The sequence below is a fragment of the Noviherbaspirillum sp. FW303-A3 genome (genome assembly GCF_058788695.1).
On record NZ_JBYTAZ010000001.1, the window covers coordinates 2836679 to 2852791 of the forward strand.

Consider the following 16113-nt stretch of genomic DNA (forward strand, 5'->3'; position numbering starts at 1 on the left):
ATGTTCCTGCATCAATTCACATGGCGTGGCGTAACTACGCTGCTTCTGGTTTCGTTCCTGAGCCTGATTGTCATGGGCTGCGACCGGATTGGCGGCATGACTCAATCAGGCAGTCGCCCACCCGCGCTAGTCGGCAAATACATCCTCAGTGGCCAGAACGAAGCCGCATCCGAAATCGAACTTTACCCAAACGGGAAGTTTGTTTATGCGATGGTCTACGGCGGGCTTGACGAAGGTGCCGAAGGCACCTGGACGGGCAACGATACGCAAGTGATTCTCGATGTGGACACGGGACGACAGGGGCAGGTTGCGCTTCCGCCAAGCGGCACGCTTGAACTGAAGCGAGACAAGGACAGACTCGTCATGTCACGCAATGACAATGATCTTGTCTATCTCAAGGCTGTGTCCAAGTCGGAACTGAATGATCTGCTTCGTACAGTCAAGCCGGGCAAACAAATAAAAGTGGATCTGATTGGGTACAACTACACCGACAAGTACATTCAGAGCTTTAACGTCAATGGATATGGGGGTGGACATATTTTCTTGAGTTCGCTTGCTGATGGAGGGGGCGGACCATTTTGCTGCTTCTATTACATCGAAGGCATAGGCTTCCCCTATGAAGTTGAAGTCAAATGGACAAACAACGCTAGCGATGGCCCTTGGAAAACGGCAAAGGCTCTTATCCCTGCGCCCAAGGGAAGCAATCCGAAGTACCTAGAAGTTCATATCTATCAGGATAACCATATCGAGGTCGAATTGACAGAATGGGATTCCCTACCTCGGCTGAAGCTGTCCCAAAAAAACTACTTTGAGAGATAAGCATGGCTAGTCATCTGGTCCCAATCGCAGTCCATGGGTCAAGCTCTACCGCAACCCACGCGGATGCAAAATCCACTACGCCTGCAGAGATTCGGATTGCACAACTACGCAAACAAGTCGAAAACAAGTCAAAACCTTCCGCTACTGCGGATTGCCAACAGGAACCATGGATCAGTATCTTTTTCGACGGGACAGGTAATAATTTTGAAGCTGATGTGAAAACTCGCAAGCATAGTAATGTAGCTCGACTATATGAGACCCACCCAATAAAAGACTCGCTAAGAGGTATTTATGGCATATACATCCCAGGCCTAGGTACATATAACAAAGACATTAGTGATTCCGGTGAAGGGCTGGCTGGACTTACAGGCAATGCAGTTGCCAATCGAGGGGAAGACAGACTGAAACAGGCGTACGGGAGCCTGGATGAAACAATCAAACGAGCTGCCGCGCTCGCAAAAAATCCCGTCAACAAGATTCGCATAATACATATTGCGTTGTTCGGTTTCTCGCGCGGCGCAGCATTGGCCCGTGCATTCGCACAACGCCTGCAATCCAAATATTGCGAACCCGACGGTCAAGGCGGATGGCGAACAAAGGAAGGCCGCCATCCGATTGAAATCTATTTCATGGGGCTGTTCGATACGGTTGCGTCAGTCGGCGTTCCAGCGGCCGCCAAGACCATTCTGCGCGATGCGAGACCAGGTTACAACAACCCGGTCATGTCCCTCACACCTACAGGTATCGTGCAGAAAACAGCGTTCAATGCACTCGATGTATTCCTGAGTCAGGCAGATGGTCATATCGCCTGGGGAGGCGACATGCGCATACCGGACAAGTCCTTCGTCAAACATTGCGAACACATGATCGCCGTGCATGAATACCGAAATTCCTTCCCAGTTGATCTGGTTCTGAATAACGGTAGCTATGCAGCCAATTGCCGCGAATCTGTTTACCCAGGGGCGCACTCGAATGTAGGCGGCGGCTACCGGCCGGGTGAATGCGGGAAAAGTGAAAAGGAGAGCGAACTTCTTTCGCTTATCCCGCTCAGGGAAATGCACAAGATCGCAATTGGCAGAGGTGTGCCTTTCATGAAAATCGAAGAGTTGCGTGACCCTGTCTTGCAGAGTTTCACGCTCGATCCCGTACTCGCCCGGAGATACAACCACTACATGCAGCACGCCGGCTTCGGCGGCCAGCCGGTCAACGCCCTGTTCCTCTCGCACATGAAATGGTATTTCCGCTGGCGCATCATTCGCGTCGGGCGAATGCTGGCTGCGGAGAAGGCGGGAACGCAGACCGAAGAAGATGAAAAACTTGCACGGATTGATGCCAGCGTCTCCAGGCAAAACGAACAGCTGGAAAAGGAGCGTGCCCAGGCAGACAAGGAGCGCGAGCAGGCGCTGGATGCGTATGCACACGCCGTGCGTGAGATCTACCGGGACGGCCCGTTACCGGAACGCGTCAGGAAAAGAAATGAGACACAGTCGGCCTGGAAGGACAAAGAGGACGCCTATTACCGCAAGAGCCAGGAGCTCGCTCAACAGCCATCCGTCGGCAAGGTGGCGAAGAGATTGAAGAAGTACGACAAGGAGTTCATGGAAGACAGCCAGCGGATCCTGAAGATGGATCGCACAAAGCTGACTCCATATCAGCGGATCATTTACGACGCGTGGAAAGAACCTGCCCTGACCGATCCTGAGATCATCGCCTTCTTCGACATGTATGTGCACGACTCGCATGCGGGGTTCGGGCTGGACAATACCCATGCCATCGATCCTCGCATCCTGTATCAGGGTGGGGACAAGCGTATGGATCTGGTGCTATCGGAGCCGGAAAGAATGCGGGCCTGACTACATGCACACTGACATCTCTGGTTTTCAGGCTTTGGCTGCGAGCATGAACACTAACAGGGCGCGCAAAGCCGCCCCGTGAACTCACTTCACCGGATCGGCAACCGCGTCGTATTCTTCACCTCTTCCATCACCGCATAGGTGTGCGTCTCCCGTACCCCCTTCAACTGCAGCAGCGACTTGCCGAGGAATTCGCGGTAGGCATTCATGTCCTTCACGCGCGCCTTCACGAGGTAGTCGAACCCGCCCGCCACCATGTGGCACTCCTGCACTTCCGGGATCACCTGCACGCTGCGCTTGAAGGCTTCGAACACTTCCGGCGTCGTGCGGTCGAGCACCACTTCGATGAAGACCAGCAGCGAGACATCCAGCAGCTGCGGATTCAGCGTGGCGCTGTAGCCGAGGATGTAGCCGGCTTCCTGCAGCTTGCGCACGCGCTCCAGGCAGGCAGCCGGAGAGAGGTTGACGCGAGAAGCAAGTTCGACGTTGCTGATGCGGCCGTCATTCTGCAGTTCGGAAAGGATTTTCTTGCTGATCTTGTCTAGCATGGCCATCGCCTTGTAAGAATTTTGTTCGGCAATATTGTCCCACAAAATACAAAATTTCGACAGCCACCTTCATTTCCAGAATTAATCCACGGCGATCCTCACTACAATCGAAAATCATTTTTCCAGGATTTTCACCCTTACCATGCTGATTGCCGCACAAGAATTCTCCGCGTCCGCCCCGTTTTCCGCGCTGCACGCCGATATCGACCATATGCCGACGCCCCTGCGCACGGCCATTACCGCCGCCTGGCGCCGGGACGAGCGGGATGCCGTGCAATGGCTGCTGGACCAGGTCAAGCCGAATTACGCGGCGCAGGAAAAGATCCAGGACCTGGCGCGCAACCTCGTTCAGTCCGTGCGTGAAAAACGTACCCGTTCCTCCGGCGTGGACGCGCTGATGCACGAGTTTTCGCTGTCTTCCGAGGAAGGCGTGGCGCTGATGTGCCTGGCCGAGGCCTTGCTGCGCATTCCCGACCACCAGACCGCGGACCGCCTGATTGCCGACAAGATCAGCAAGGGCGACTGGAAAAAGCATCTCGGCGAATCGCCGTCGCTGTTCGTCAATGCGGCGACCTGGGGCTTGCTCATTACCGGCAAGCTGGTCGGCACCAATAGCGAACAGGGGCTTGGCTCCGCGATGACGCGCCTGATCGCGAAGGGCGGCGAGCCGCTGATCCGCAAGGGCGTGGACCTGGCGATGCGCATGCTGGGCAACCAGTTCGTGACCGGCCAGACGATCGGCGAGGCGCTGGACAACAGTCGCCCCAATGAAGCGCGCGGCTATCGCTATTCCTATGACATGCTGGGCGAAGCGGCGTTGACCGAGGAAGATGCGGCGAAGTATTACGACGCCTATGAAAACGCGGTGCACGCCATCGGCCGCGCTTCGAATGGCCGCGGCATCAAGGATGGCCCGGGTATTTCGGTGAAGCTGTCTGCGCTGCACCCGCGTTATTCGCGCGCCCAGCGCGAGCGCGTGATGAACGAACTGCTGCCGCGCCTGAAGCGCCTGCTGCTGCTGGCCAAGCAATACAACATCGGCCTGAACATCGACGCGGAAGAAGCCGACCGTCTCGAGCTGTCGCTCGACTTGATGGAAGCGCTGGCTTTCGACAAGGAACTTGATGGTTTCGAGGGTATCGGCTTCGTGGTGCAGGCCTATCAAAAGCGTTGCCCGTTCGCGATCGATTTCCTGGCGGACCTCGCGCGCCGCAGCGGCCGCAAGTTCATGGTGCGCCTGGTGAAGGGCGCGTACTGGGATGCGGAAGTCAAGCGTGCGCAGGTGGATGGCATGCCCGGTTACCCGGTCTATACGCGCAAGGTTTATACCGACGTGTCCTATCTCGTTTGCGCGCAAAAGCTGCTGGCGTCGACCGACGTGATTTATCCCCAGTTCGCCACACATAATGCGCACTCGCTGGCATCGATTTATACCTGGGCACAGGAACGCGGTATCGATGACTATGAATTCCAGTGCCTGCACGGAATGGGCGAAACGCTGTACGACCAGGTGGTCGGCGCCGACAATCTCGGCAAACCCTGCCGCATCTATGCGCCGGTCGGTTCGCACGAAACGCTGCTCGCCTACCTCGTGCGCCGCCTGCTCGAGAACGGCGCAAATTCTTCCTTCGTGAACCAGATCGTCGATGAAAACGTGCCGGTGGAATCGTTGATCACCGATCCGTTCAAGACGGCGAAACAGCTCGGTGGCGAACCGCATCCGAACATCGCGCTGCCGGTAAACCTGTACGGCGCCGAGCGCCGCAACTCGGCCGGCGTGGATATCGCCAATGAAAACGTGCTGCGCGAGATCGACATTGCGTTCCAGACTTTGTCGACCAGGCAATGGCAGGCTTTACCGCTGCTCGCATCCGGTGCGACCAGTACAAGCCAGCCGCACGACATCCGCAATCCAGCGGATCGCCGCGATGTTGTCGGCCGCGTGGTCGAAGCAGGCGCAGCGGAAGTGGAAAGCGCGCTTGCTGCCGCCGACGCCTATGCCACCGACTGGCAAACCACGCCGCCGGCAGAACGTGCGGCAGCGCTGGTTCGTGCAGCAGACCTGCTTGAAGAGAACCAGGCGGAACTGATGGCGCTGGCGATCCGCGAAGCCGGCAAGACCTTGCCCAACGCGATTGCCGAAGTGCGCGAGGCGGTGGACTTCCTGCGCTATTACGCCGCGCAGGTGCAGAACGGCCCGAACACGCAGGCGTTCGGTCCTGTCGTTTGCATCAGCCCGTGGAACTTCCCGCTGGCGATTTTCATCGGCGAAGTCAGCGCCGCGCTGGCAGCAGGCAATGTGGTACTGGCCAAGCCGGCGGAACAGACGCCGCTGATCGCCTTCCGCGCAGTGCAGATGCTGCATGAGGCAGGCATTCCGCGCGGCGCGCTGCAATTCCTGCCGGGCACGGGTGAAACTGTCGGCGCCACGCTGACTTCTGACGCACGTACACGCGGCGTCATCTTTACCGGGTCGACCGAAGTCGCGCAGCTGATCAACCGCACGCTTGCCAAGCGAGCGACCGCCGAAAAGCGCGAGATCCCGCTGATCGCCGAAACCGGCGGCCAGAATGCGATGATCGTCGATTCCAGCGCACTGCCGGAACAGGTGGTGCAGGATGTCCTGAGCTCGGCCTTCGACAGCGCCGGCCAGCGTTGCTCGGCACTGCGCGTGTTGTGCCTGCAGGAAGACATCGCGGACAAGACGGTGAAGATGCTGAAGGGCGCTATGCAGGAACTGCGCATCGGTAATCCGGATCGCCTGGCCATCGACGTCGGTCCGGTCATTGACGCCGAAGCGCAGCAGAACCTGCTCGGCCATATCGAGCGCATGAAGGCGCAATCGCCGAACGTGTACCAGCTGCCCCTGCCGGAAGCATGTGCGCAAGGCACCTTCGTTCCGCCGACGGTCATCGAACTGGAATCGATCGCGCAACTGCAACGCGAAGTGTTCGGTCCTGTACTGCACGTGATCCGTTATCGCCGCGACGACCTGCCGCAACTGATCGACACGATCAATGCGACCGGTTACGGCCTCACGCTCGGCATCCATTCTCGCATCGATGAAACCATCGACTTCATCACGGCGCGCGCGCATGTCGGCAATATCTACGTGAACCGTAATATCGTCGGCGCGGTCGTCGGCGTGCAGCCGTTCGGCGGCGAAGGCAAGTCGGGCACGGGTCCGAAGGCAGGCGGTCCGCTTTACCTGAAACGCCTGCAGCGCAATGCCGTGGTCTCGCGTGCCGCGCATACGATTCACGAGCAGCAGCACGCGGCGTTGCCGGCATTCGACAGCCTGATGAAATGGGCCGGCTCGCATGGACATACCCGCGTGGCCACACTCGGCGACGGCTATGTGCATGCCAGCCTGCTGAACACGGAAATGGTATTGCCCGGCCCGACCGGCGAGCGCAATACCTTGCGCTTCGCGCCGCGCGGCACGGTACTGTGCTTCGCTTCGCATGTCGATGTCCTGCTCAACCAGCTTGCCGCATGCTTTGCGACGGGCAACCGGGTTGTCGTGACCTCGCTGACCGCAGCCTTGCTGCCCGCCGGCCTGCCGGACACGGTGCGCAAGGCGATCGATGTGACGGAGGAAAAATCGCTGGCCACGGCGAACCTGTCCATGGCACTGGTGGAAGCGGATCAGCTTGCGGAATTGTCGGTGCGCCTGGCATCGCGCGACGGCGCCCTGGTGCCGGTCATCGAGACCAGCGGCAGCGAAGCCGTTCCGCTGTGGCGCCTGGTGGCCGAGCGTGCCATCTGCGTCAACACCACGGCGGCCGGCGGCAATGCGAGCCTGATGACCCTGGGTGCGTAAGCGGATGAAGGACAACGACATCCTGGGCAACCCGGACCTGCACGAGCGGCTTTGTCTTTCTTCCTGCATCCTGGCGGAACTGCTCAGGCAGTCTCCCGCAGAGGTCGGCATCGACCATCTGGTGCAGGTAGCGTGTCATCCGCGGGAAGAGGTGGAGCAGATGTGCAGCCATCTATACCGGTCCGGCTTGCTGCAGCCAGATGCGGGCAGGGAAGGGCTCTGGCGGCTGGCGGGCGATCCGTCCAGCATGACGCTGGCCGACCTCTTCTCTGCCTTGCTGGCTCCCTCCACCGGGCACTAGCCCTTCAAGTCCTGCCGCCTTATGCCGGCGGCAGGCGATCTCCCATTCCACACAAGCGTTTGACGACACCGAAAGCGTAGCGTGATGCCACGCTTTCGATGAACTGCATGAAATCATGCGGCGAAGCTTCGTTCGCGCTATCCGAAATCGTCCTGATCACGGAAAACGGCACGCCGAACTCGAAGCAGACTTGTGCGACCGCCGCGCCTTCCATTTCCACCGCGAGCAGGGAAGGGAATGCCGTCTTCAACTCCAGCTGCCTTGTCTGACTGTCAATGAATTCATCGCCGCTGGCGATCAGCCCGCGGAAAGCGCGCGGTGAACTGAGCCGGAACGCGTCGCGGTCGTGGCCGGGCACCATCTCGTCCAGGTCATGTTCCAGGAATTCGCTTGCCGCTTTGGCAAGACGATCGGTGAGATGCTTGTCCGAAGCGAAATGGGACTGTCCCAGCAGTGGAACTTCATAACGCGGAAACAGCGGCGTGGCGTCCATGTCGTACTGCGCCAGCGAATCCGCCACCACGATATCCCCAACCTGTACATCGCTTTCCACAGCCCCTGCAACGCCCGTAAACACGATATGGGACACGTTGAAGCGTTCGATGAGGGTGGCCACGGTCGCGGCAGCTGCGACCTTCCCGATGCGCGACAGCACGCATACGGTGTCTATCCCCCATAACTTGCCGGTGACGTAGTCGCGCATGCCCCTGGTGACGGTTTGCGCGTCCTGCATGGATTCGATGAGGCCTGCCTGCTCCTGATGGAGGGCACTGACCAACCCGAGACGGGTGATTTGTTGGGACATCTGCAATATTTTTCTGAATAAGACGGCCCATTCATCCTGAAAACGGGCAATTCGATAGCGTATTGCCATTCGATGTTTCGGTGCAACTCCGGCCGCTGATGTTTTTCGGGGTTTTTTAAATAGGTTTTGATATATACGAATAGTAGTAGTGTTAACAAGTGCTAAAAACTGTGGATAACTCGGTAAACCGGAAAGCAATCAAGCGTTTACCGGCTGTATAAAAAGCGGGATAAGGGGTGTATGCGTGAAGGACAGCTTTTGAATAAAAAAACGCCTGTGAACATCCGGACGTCTTTTCCCCAACTCTTCAAGCTGCTATCCATAGAGTTATCCACATGCAGGTGTTAACAGAACGGTCTTTTTTTAGCATGCAAGGAGTTTGTTGTTATCTTTTTGCCAGCATTTTCCAACCAAAGAAAAGCAGTTCAAAAAACAATGCTTCGATGCCGTTTTTTGAAGAACCGGGGAAAAAAGCTTTCCGGGGTTTTTGAATAAAGATTTATATATACGAATAGTAGTAGTGTTAACAACGTACCGTTTACGTGGATAAGCCGGTAAACCTGAATCGGATCAATTGTTTACGCATGGGATAACCGCTGGATAATCGTTGTACGGGCAAAGGACAGATCTTGGATAAAAATGCCCTGTCCACACACCTTGGTGTTTACTCCCAAACAAATCACGGGTTATCCAAGGACTTATTCACAATCGTTGTCAGCTTCGCCACAAAGCCTGCAAAAGAGAGAACACGGCGGCGATCGTCGGCTCGTTTTTGCGTCGGGCCAGGGCGATGAAGGAGAGTTCGGTCGACAGGCTGACGGCATCCGCGATCACCAGTCCGTGCGCATGCGCTTCGCGCAGGGCGATGGATTCGCGCACCAGGGATAGCCCCACGCCGGATTTCACCAAATCGAGCATGGAAGGCTCCTGGTCGACCAGCGCCACCTTGTTGGGCGTGACCTTCAGCTGGCCGAAGGTTTTCGTCAGGAGGCGGTTGTGGGCCGATTCCGGCGGCGTCCAGATCCAGGGCAGCTTCGCCAGCGCTTCCCAGTCCTTGCCGGCGACCCGGTTCTTCCAGCCTTGCGGCGCGACCACGTTGTAGGTGAACGAGGTCAGCGTCAGGGAATGGCATTCCTTGCCCGGCGTGCCGAGGAAATAGCCGACGTCGAGATTGCCGGCTTTCACTTGCTGCAACACCCAGCCGGACATGCCATGCTGCAGCTGTGTGGATAACTGGGGGTAGGTTTCCACCAGGCGCTTCAGGAAGGGGCCGAGGCGGATGAATTCGGGGTCGAGGATGGTGCCGATCGACAACGTGCCGGAAAGCGTCGTATGCAGGCCGGCGACTCCTTCACGGAATTCGGCCATGCTGGCCATCACCCTTTCCGCGTAGGGCAGCAATTTGGCGCCGTCGTCGGTCAGGGACATGCCGGCCGGCGTGCGGTTGAACAGGACCAGGTTCAGGCTGGATTGCAGCGCCTTGATCTGCAGGCTCACTGCGGGCTGGGTCAGGTGCAGCTTTTCGGCGGCACGGGTCAGGTTGCCCTCGCGGGCGACGGTGACGAAGGCGCGTAACTGGGTGAGATCCATCGTTTCATTATAAGAGTTCTTTATATTGGTTTTGACAAGAACTCATTGGATTCCTTGATTGGACAGGGATATGCTGTCAAAAACCGGCAATCTTCCAAAGGAATTCTTATGACGAAGCCTCTCATCCAGCATTTCATCGGCGGCCGCGTGGCCGAATCGACCAGCGGCCGCAAGCAGGCCGTGTTCAATCCTGCCACCGGCGAAGTCAGCGCCGAAGTGGTGCTGGCCAGCGTCGAGGAAGTGAATACCGCGGTTGCCGCGGCTCGTGCCGCCGCGCCGGCCTGGGCCGACACCGCTCCGCTCAAGCGTGGCCGCATCCTGTCGAAGTTCAAGGAACTGATCGAGAAGCACCATGACGACCTCGCCGCCGCGATCACGCGCGAGCACGGCAAGGTGTTTTCCGACGCGAAGGGTGAAGTCGTGCGCGGCCTGGAAGTGGTGGAATTCGCGACCGGCATCCCGCAACTGATGAAGACGCAGTTCACCGACAACATCGGCGGCGGCATCGACAACTGGCAGTTGCGCCAACCGCTGGGCGTCACCGCCGGCATCACGCCGTTCAATTTCCCGTTCATGGTGCCGATGTGGATGGCGCCGATGGCGATCGCGACCGGCAATACTTTTATCCTGAAGCCGTCCGAGCGCGATCCGTCGCCGTCGCTGATGATCGCCGACATGCTGCACCAGGCAGGCCTGCCGGATGGCGTGTTCAATGTCGTACAGGGCGACAAGGTGGCGGTCGATGCGCTGCTGCACCATCCGCATGTGAATGCCGTGTCTTTCGTCGGTTCGACGCCGATTGCCGAGTACATCTACACTGAAGGCGTCAAGCGCAAGGGGGCATTTCCGATACGCGTGCAGGCGCTGGGCGGGGCGAAGAACCATCTCGTCGTGATGCCCGATGCGAACCTCGACCAGGCAGTCGATGCGCTGATCGGTGCCGCTTATGGTTCCGCCGGAGAACGTTGCATGGCGATCTCGGTTGCTGTCGCTGTGGGCAGCGTGGCCGACAGGCTGGTCGAGGCATTGATCCCGCGCGTGAAGGCACTGAAGGTCAGGAACGGCATGGAAGCCGATGCCGAAATGGGCCCGGTCGTCACCGCGCAGCACAAGGACAAGATCGAGGGTTATATCGAAGACGGCGTGCGTGCCGGCGCGAAGCTGCTGGTCGATGGCCGTGGCCTGAAGGTGCCGGGACACGAGAACGGCTTCTTTCTCGGCGGTTCGCTGTTCGACCATGTGACACCCGAGATGAAGATTTACCAGGAAGAGATTTTCGGCCCGGTGCTGTGCGTGGTCCGCGTGCCGGATTTCGCCTCGGCTGTGGAACTGATCAATGCGCATGAATTCGGCAATGGCGTCGCGCTGTTCACTTCCGATGGCAATACGGCGCGCGAATTCTCCCGCCGTATCGAAGTCGGCATGGTCGGCATCAACGTGCCGATCCCGGTGCCGATGGCATGGCATTCCTTTGGCGGCTGGAAGCGTTCGCTGTTCGGCGACATGCATGCGTACGGCGAAGAGGGCATCCGTTTCTATACGCGCTACAAGTCGGTGATGCAGCGCTGGCCCGATTCCATCGCCAAGGGGGCGGAATTCACGATGCCGGTCGCGAAATAAGGCAAGCCTCAGTAAGCAGATCGTAAGCCCCAGGGCTGATGATCCATACCCCAATCACCGAGGAGACCCCACTGTGGAATCCGCAGGAACCTACGACTACATCATCATCGGCGCCGGCACTGCCGGCTGTGTCCTTGCCAACCGCCTCGCCCAGGACAAGGACGTGTCGGTGCTGCTCATCGAAGCCGGCCGCAAGGACGATTACGTGTGGATCCACATCCCGGTGGGCTACCTTTATTGCATCAACAATCCGCGCACGGACTGGCTCTACCGTACCGAGGCCGAACCCGGCCTCAACGGCCGCGCGCTGATTTATCCGCGCGGCAAAGTGCTGGGCGGCTGCTCGTCCATCAACGGCATGATCTACATGCGCGGCCAGGCGCGCGACTACGATACATGGGCGGAACTGACGGGCGACGACAGCTGGCGCTGGGAGAATGTGCTGCCGGTATTCAGGAAGAGCGAGGATTACCACAAGGGCGCCGATGCCTATCACGGCGCCGGCGGCGAATGGCGCGTGGAAAAGCAGCGCCTGTCCTGGGAAATCCTCGATGCCTTCCGCGAAGCGGCAAAGCAGCGCGGGATTCCGAATGTGGACGACTTCAACCGTGGCGACAACGAGGGTTGCGGCTACTTCGAGGTGAACCAGAAGAAAGGCTTGCGCTGGAACACCGCGCGCGCCTTCCTCAAGCCGACCGAAGGCCGCAAGGGCCAGCTCGACATCATGACCGGCTGCCATGTGAAGCGCCTGCGCATCCGGCAGACGGAAGCCGGGCTCGCATGTGCCGGTGTGGAATTCACGGGCGGCGGAAAGGAATGGTTCGCCGAGGCTAAACACGAAACGATTTCGACGGCGGGCGCGATCGGTTCGCCGCAGATCCTGCAACTGTCGGGCATCGGTCCTGGCACGCTCCTGCAGAAACATGGCGTGCCGGTGGTCGCTGACCTGCCCGGCGTGGGCGAAAACCTGCAAGACCATTTGCAGTTGCGCATGGCATTCAAGGTACAGGGGGTAAAGACCCTGAACACGATGGCCAACAGCTTGCTGGGCAAGATGCAGATCGGCATGCAGTACGCCTTGTCGCGCAGCGGCCCGATGTCGATGGCGCCATCGCAGCTGGGGGCTTTCACACGCTCCGATCCTTCGCAGCCGACACCGAACATCGAATACCATGTGCAACCCTTGTCGCTCGAGAAGTTCGGCGAGCCGTTGCATCCTTTCCCTGCATTCACTGCCAGCGTGTGCAACCTGCGTCCGACTTCGCGCGGTCATGTGCGCATTGCTTCAGGCGACCCCTTTGCGGCGCCGAAGATCACGCCGAATTACCTGCACACGCCGGAAGACCGCAAGGTGGCGGCAGATGCATTGCAGATCACGCGCGATATCGTTGCCGCGCCTGCATTGAAGAAATATGCCCCGGAGGAATTCAAGCCCGGCCTGCATTACCGGACCGAGGAAGAGCTGGCGAAAGCCGCCGGCGACATCGGTACCACCATCTTCCATCCGGTCGGCACCTGCAAGATGGGACGGAACGATGACCCGTTTGCAGTCGTCGACAGCAAAATGCGCGTGCGGGGAGTGAAGGGCTTGCGTGTTGTCGATGCATCGGTCATGCCAACGATCACGTCGGGCAATACCAACTCGCCCACCATCATGATTGCGGAAAAAGCTGCTCAATGGATACGCGCTGCGCGCAACGAGGCGCAAAGCGAGCAAACCATCCTGCGTGTTGTCGAACCGGCTTGACGGTTATGCAATATCTGCATAGTTTGATGCAGACATTGCATTGGATTTGCTGCGCTGCGTTCCACTAACCTGCGGCACTGGTGGTTTGCCCTGTCTTGGAGACGGACAGGGCGCCACACCTTTTTCCGAAAGGCTGTGCGCATGGTCCAACATGAAGAATTCATCCTCGGTAACGCAACACTGCACCTGCAGTTGTCCACGGCGCTCGCAGTGATGACCCAGCTCATCTGCAATGCATCGCGCCCGCCCACCGCGCAGCAGTTGTCCGAGTCGCTGGATGTGTCCTTGCGCTACCTGCGCAAGCTGATGCGTACCTTGTCCGCAGGTGGACTGCTCGAGCCGCACGGGAAGAATGCCGATACCTGGGTGTGTACGCGTCCGCCGCACACGGTGTCCCTGGCCGACGTCTATCACTGCCTGCTGGCGGAGAAGGAAGACAGCGCAGCGCCCTTCATCCCCGTCGCCCAGACGGATGCAGCGACGTCGACAGCGGAACTGTTGATGATGCAGGCCACGATGGCGATCAACCAGATCGTGCTTCAGCACCTGCAGCGCTTCGACCTCGGCCGCTTGAAGATTGCCGAATCGGCCCAGCTGTTCACCGCTTCGCTGCGCGAAAATGCACGCCGCCACAATTTAACGGACAACCCTGCCTTCGAGTCGGCCGCCGGTTCCTGACCGCCGCGGCTTTCCTTCCTCCCTCCTCTCGCCTGCTTTCCTGCAGAACACATGGCGTCCCCGCCGCAGCGCGGACGCCATGCACGCATGCATAGCCACTATACAAACCATTCATTTCAACTCTGACAAGCGCCTGACTAACATCCCCCTTGTTCCTTCAACGACAAGAGGTGACTCAGATGAACATACAGGTGTTGCAGAGCGAGAGCTTCGGCAGGGAGGTCAAGCTCCCTGCCGGTGAGAACCGGACTATCGACGTTCGCCAGCCGATCAGCGTGCATTGCAGGAGCGGCATGCTGTGGATCACGGTCGAGGGCGATTCACGTGATTTCTTCCTGCGTCCCGGCCAGACCATGAACCTGGTCATGCATGGCAAGGCGATCGTCGGCGCGGAGCACAATTCCACCCTCATGGTGGAGATGACCAGCGCAAGGGCCAGTGCCGACTGGAAGGCCGATCGCCTGCCGCTGCCGAACCCGGTGATCCTCAACCAACCCGCACTTTCGGGGGCTTGAGATGAGTACAGGAATCACCGTGTCTACCCCGGCCTACACCCGTCCGTCCATCGTGACATCCATTCCGGGACCGCTGTCCGCCGAGCAGCTGACGCTGCAGCGCAAGGAAGAATCCGGCGCCGTTTCCTATCCGCGCAAGCTGACCATCGCCATCAAGGCGGCGCAGGGCAGCTATGTGGAAGACCTGGACGGCAATGTTTTCCTCGATTGCCTCACCGGCGCGGGCGTCATGCCGCTCGGCCACAACCATCCGCGTGTCATCGCTGCGGCGAAGCAGCAGCTCGACAAGCTGACCCAGGGCCTGGATTTTCCGACCGAGGTGAAGACGGCCTTCCGCCAGGCGCAGCTGTCGATGCTGCCGGAGGCCATGCGCGACGAGATGCTCGTGCATTTCTGCGGCCCGACCGGCAGCGATGCGGTGGAAGCGGCGTTCAAGCTGTCGAAGCTGTATACCGGCGCCGATGAAGTCATCAGCTTCCAGGGCGGATACCACGGGGCGGGACACGCGACCATGGCGGTCACCGGCTTGCGCGAAGTGAAGGTTCATCTCGGCAACCTGATGCCGGGCGTGCACTTCTTCCCGTATTCGCATTGCCATGATTGTCCGCTCGGACTGAAGCGCAGCGAATGCGACACCAACTGCGCGACCTTCCTGGAGAAGTCGCTGCGCGATCCGAATTCCGGCCTGCGCCGTCCGGCCGCAGTAATCATGGAACTGGTGCAGGGCGAGGGCGGTGTGATTCCCGCCGACCTGGAGTTCGTGCGCCGTGTCCGTGCCCTGACGCGCGAGTTCGACATCCCGCTGATCATCGACGAGATCCAGACCGGTTGCGGACGCACCGGCACCTGGTTTGCCTTCGAACAGTACGGCATCGAACCCGACATCGTGCTGGCGGCGAAGGCGCTGAGCGGCATGGGTTCGCCGGTGGCGCTGATGTTCTACAACAAGCGGCTGAACGTCTGGAAGCCGGGCGCGCACATCGGCACCTTCCGCGGCAACCAGATCGCCTTCGCGGCCGGCGTCGAAACCATCCGCGTGGTGCGTGACGAGGATGTGCTGGGGAATGTGCGCGAGGTCGGCGCCTTCCTGCTCAACGGACTGCGTCAACTGGCGGACGAGTTTCCGCTGGCGGCCGATGCGCGCGGACGCGGCTTCATGCTCGGTCTCGAAGTGTGCGATCCGCTCACCCGCAAACCCTCTCCGGAAATCGCCAAGGTGGTGCAGAAGTTCGCTCTGCAGAAAGGCTTGATCGTGGAGCTCGGAGGCCGCGACGACATCGTGGTGCGCCTGCTGCCGCCGCTCACGCTGAGCGTGGATGAAGCCACGCAGGCGCTGGCCATCCTGCGCAGCGCGCTGGGCGAGGCGATGCAGTCGGTGAAGACGGTGCGCAACGTGGTCGAACGCGCGACCCAGGCCGAATCCATCCAACAGTAAGCGGAGAAAAGGAACATGCAAGCAATCAACCGAATGGACTGGTCGCAGCTCAAGCACGAGTACGACCTCGATGCCAAGCGGCTGCTGCCCTGGGAGGGCGTGGTCGCGCCCTTTGGCGGGGCGTGGTGCGTGGTGCGCCCGGGTACGCGTTCCCTGCCGCACTCGCACATGGAGCGCGAGATCTTCATCTGCATCGACGGCAAGGCCGACGTAGTGCTGGACGGCAAACCGCATCCGATCAGGAAAGGCGACGTGGTCGCGGTGCCGCCGGGCAGCGATCACTTCATTCAAAACGACAGCGGCGACGACTTCCACATGTACTGCATTTTCTGGGACAAGGACGCCGCCACCAAATATCTGCACGAGGAGGTTCTCTGAC

The 16113-nt window shown here is 59.4% G+C and carries 14 protein-coding genes; 10 read left to right on the forward strand and 4 right to left on the reverse strand.

Features of this window, described 5'->3' with window-relative positions; genetic code table 11:
- Together AC3WOY_RS13735 and AC3WOY_RS13740 are read left to right on the forward strand one after the other, a co-directional pair.
- Positions 1 to 819, forward strand: coding sequence for a DUF3304 domain-containing protein (locus AC3WOY_RS13735; protein ID WP_492424652.1), 819 nt, complete (start codon positions 1 to 3; stop codon positions 817 to 819).
- Between the two features lie 2 nt (positions 820 to 821).
- On the forward strand, positions 822 to 2672 hold the full coding sequence (locus AC3WOY_RS13740) for a T6SS phospholipase effector Tle1-like catalytic domain-containing protein (RefSeq protein WP_492424654.1): 1851 nt from the start codon (positions 822 to 824) through the stop codon (positions 2670 to 2672).
- A gap of 89 nt (positions 2673 to 2761) precedes the next feature.
- Here the strand turns inward: AC3WOY_RS13740 and AC3WOY_RS13745 are convergent, their stop codons facing one another.
- Positions 2762 to 3220, reverse strand: coding sequence for an Lrp/AsnC ligand binding domain-containing protein (locus tag AC3WOY_RS13745; RefSeq protein WP_331940080.1), 459 nt, complete (start codon positions 3218 to 3220; stop codon positions 2762 to 2764).
- Positions 3174 to 3431: a hypothetical protein gene (locus AC3WOY_RS13750; protein WP_492424657.1), complete on the reverse strand. Its 258-nt coding sequence runs from the start codon at positions 3429 to 3431 to the stop codon at positions 3174 to 3176. Before AC3WOY_RS13750 ends, AC3WOY_RS13745 begins: the two co-directional genes overlap by 47 nt.
- Here AC3WOY_RS13750 and putA point away from each other — a divergent pair, their 5' ends adjacent.
- Both putA and AC3WOY_RS13760 read left to right on the forward strand, forming a co-directional pair.
- Entirely contained in the window at positions 3432 to 7043 is a 3612-nt protein-coding gene (putA, locus tag AC3WOY_RS13755; protein WP_492424659.1) for a trifunctional transcriptional regulator/proline dehydrogenase/L-glutamate gamma-semialdehyde dehydrogenase, read from the forward strand. It abuts the gene before it with no gap.
- A complete protein-coding gene (locus AC3WOY_RS13760; RefSeq protein WP_492424661.1) occupies positions 7036 to 7344 on the forward strand; it encodes a hypothetical protein in 309 nt (102 codons plus the stop codon). Before putA ends, AC3WOY_RS13760 begins: the two co-directional genes overlap by 8 nt.
- Before the next feature lie 19 nt (positions 7345 to 7363).
- Here AC3WOY_RS13760 and AC3WOY_RS13765 read toward each other — a convergent pair whose 3' ends face one another.
- Together AC3WOY_RS13765 and AC3WOY_RS13770 are read right to left on the reverse strand one after the other, a co-directional pair.
- Entirely contained in the window at positions 7364 to 8149 is a 786-nt protein-coding gene (locus AC3WOY_RS13765) for a 5'-methylthioadenosine/adenosylhomocysteine nucleosidase (RefSeq protein ID WP_492424663.1), read from the reverse strand.
- A gap of 714 nt (positions 8150 to 8863) precedes the next feature.
- Entirely contained in the window at positions 8864 to 9739 is an 876-nt protein-coding gene (locus AC3WOY_RS13770) for a LysR family transcriptional regulator (protein ID WP_492424665.1), read from the reverse strand.
- Between the two features lie 108 nt (positions 9740 to 9847).
- Between AC3WOY_RS13770 and AC3WOY_RS13775 the strand changes: the two genes are divergently transcribed.
- From AC3WOY_RS13775 to AC3WOY_RS13800, 6 genes are all read left to right on the forward strand, one after another.
- Positions 9848 to 11359, forward strand: coding sequence for a CoA-acylating methylmalonate-semialdehyde dehydrogenase (locus AC3WOY_RS13775; RefSeq protein ID WP_492424667.1), 1512 nt, complete (start codon positions 9848 to 9850; stop codon positions 11357 to 11359).
- A 73-nt stretch (positions 11360 to 11432) separates the two neighbouring features.
- A complete protein-coding gene (locus tag AC3WOY_RS13780; RefSeq protein ID WP_492424669.1) occupies positions 11433 to 13106 on the forward strand; it encodes a GMC family oxidoreductase in 1674 nt (557 codons plus the stop codon).
- Positions 13107 to 13247: 141 nt separating this feature from the next.
- On the forward strand, positions 13248 to 13784 hold the full coding sequence (locus AC3WOY_RS13785; protein WP_492424671.1) for an Rrf2 family transcriptional regulator: 537 nt from the start codon (positions 13248 to 13250) through the stop codon (positions 13782 to 13784).
- Between the two features lie 179 nt (positions 13785 to 13963).
- Positions 13964 to 14299 (forward strand): DUF2917 domain-containing protein, encoded by a 336-nt coding sequence (locus AC3WOY_RS13790; RefSeq protein WP_492424673.1) that lies wholly within the window; start codon positions 13964 to 13966, stop codon positions 14297 to 14299.
- A gap of 19 nt (positions 14300 to 14318) precedes the next feature.
- The gene (locus AC3WOY_RS13795; protein WP_492424675.1) at positions 14319 to 15734 is read left to right on the forward strand and encodes an aspartate aminotransferase family protein; all 1416 of its coding nucleotides are present in this window, start codon (positions 14319 to 14321) and stop codon (positions 15732 to 15734) included.
- Between the two features lie 15 nt (positions 15735 to 15749).
- The gene (locus AC3WOY_RS13800) at positions 15750 to 16112 is read left to right on the forward strand and encodes a cupin domain-containing protein (RefSeq protein ID WP_492424677.1); all 363 of its coding nucleotides are present in this window, start codon (positions 15750 to 15752) and stop codon (positions 16110 to 16112) included.
- The last annotated feature ends 1 nt before the right edge of the window (position 16113 follow it).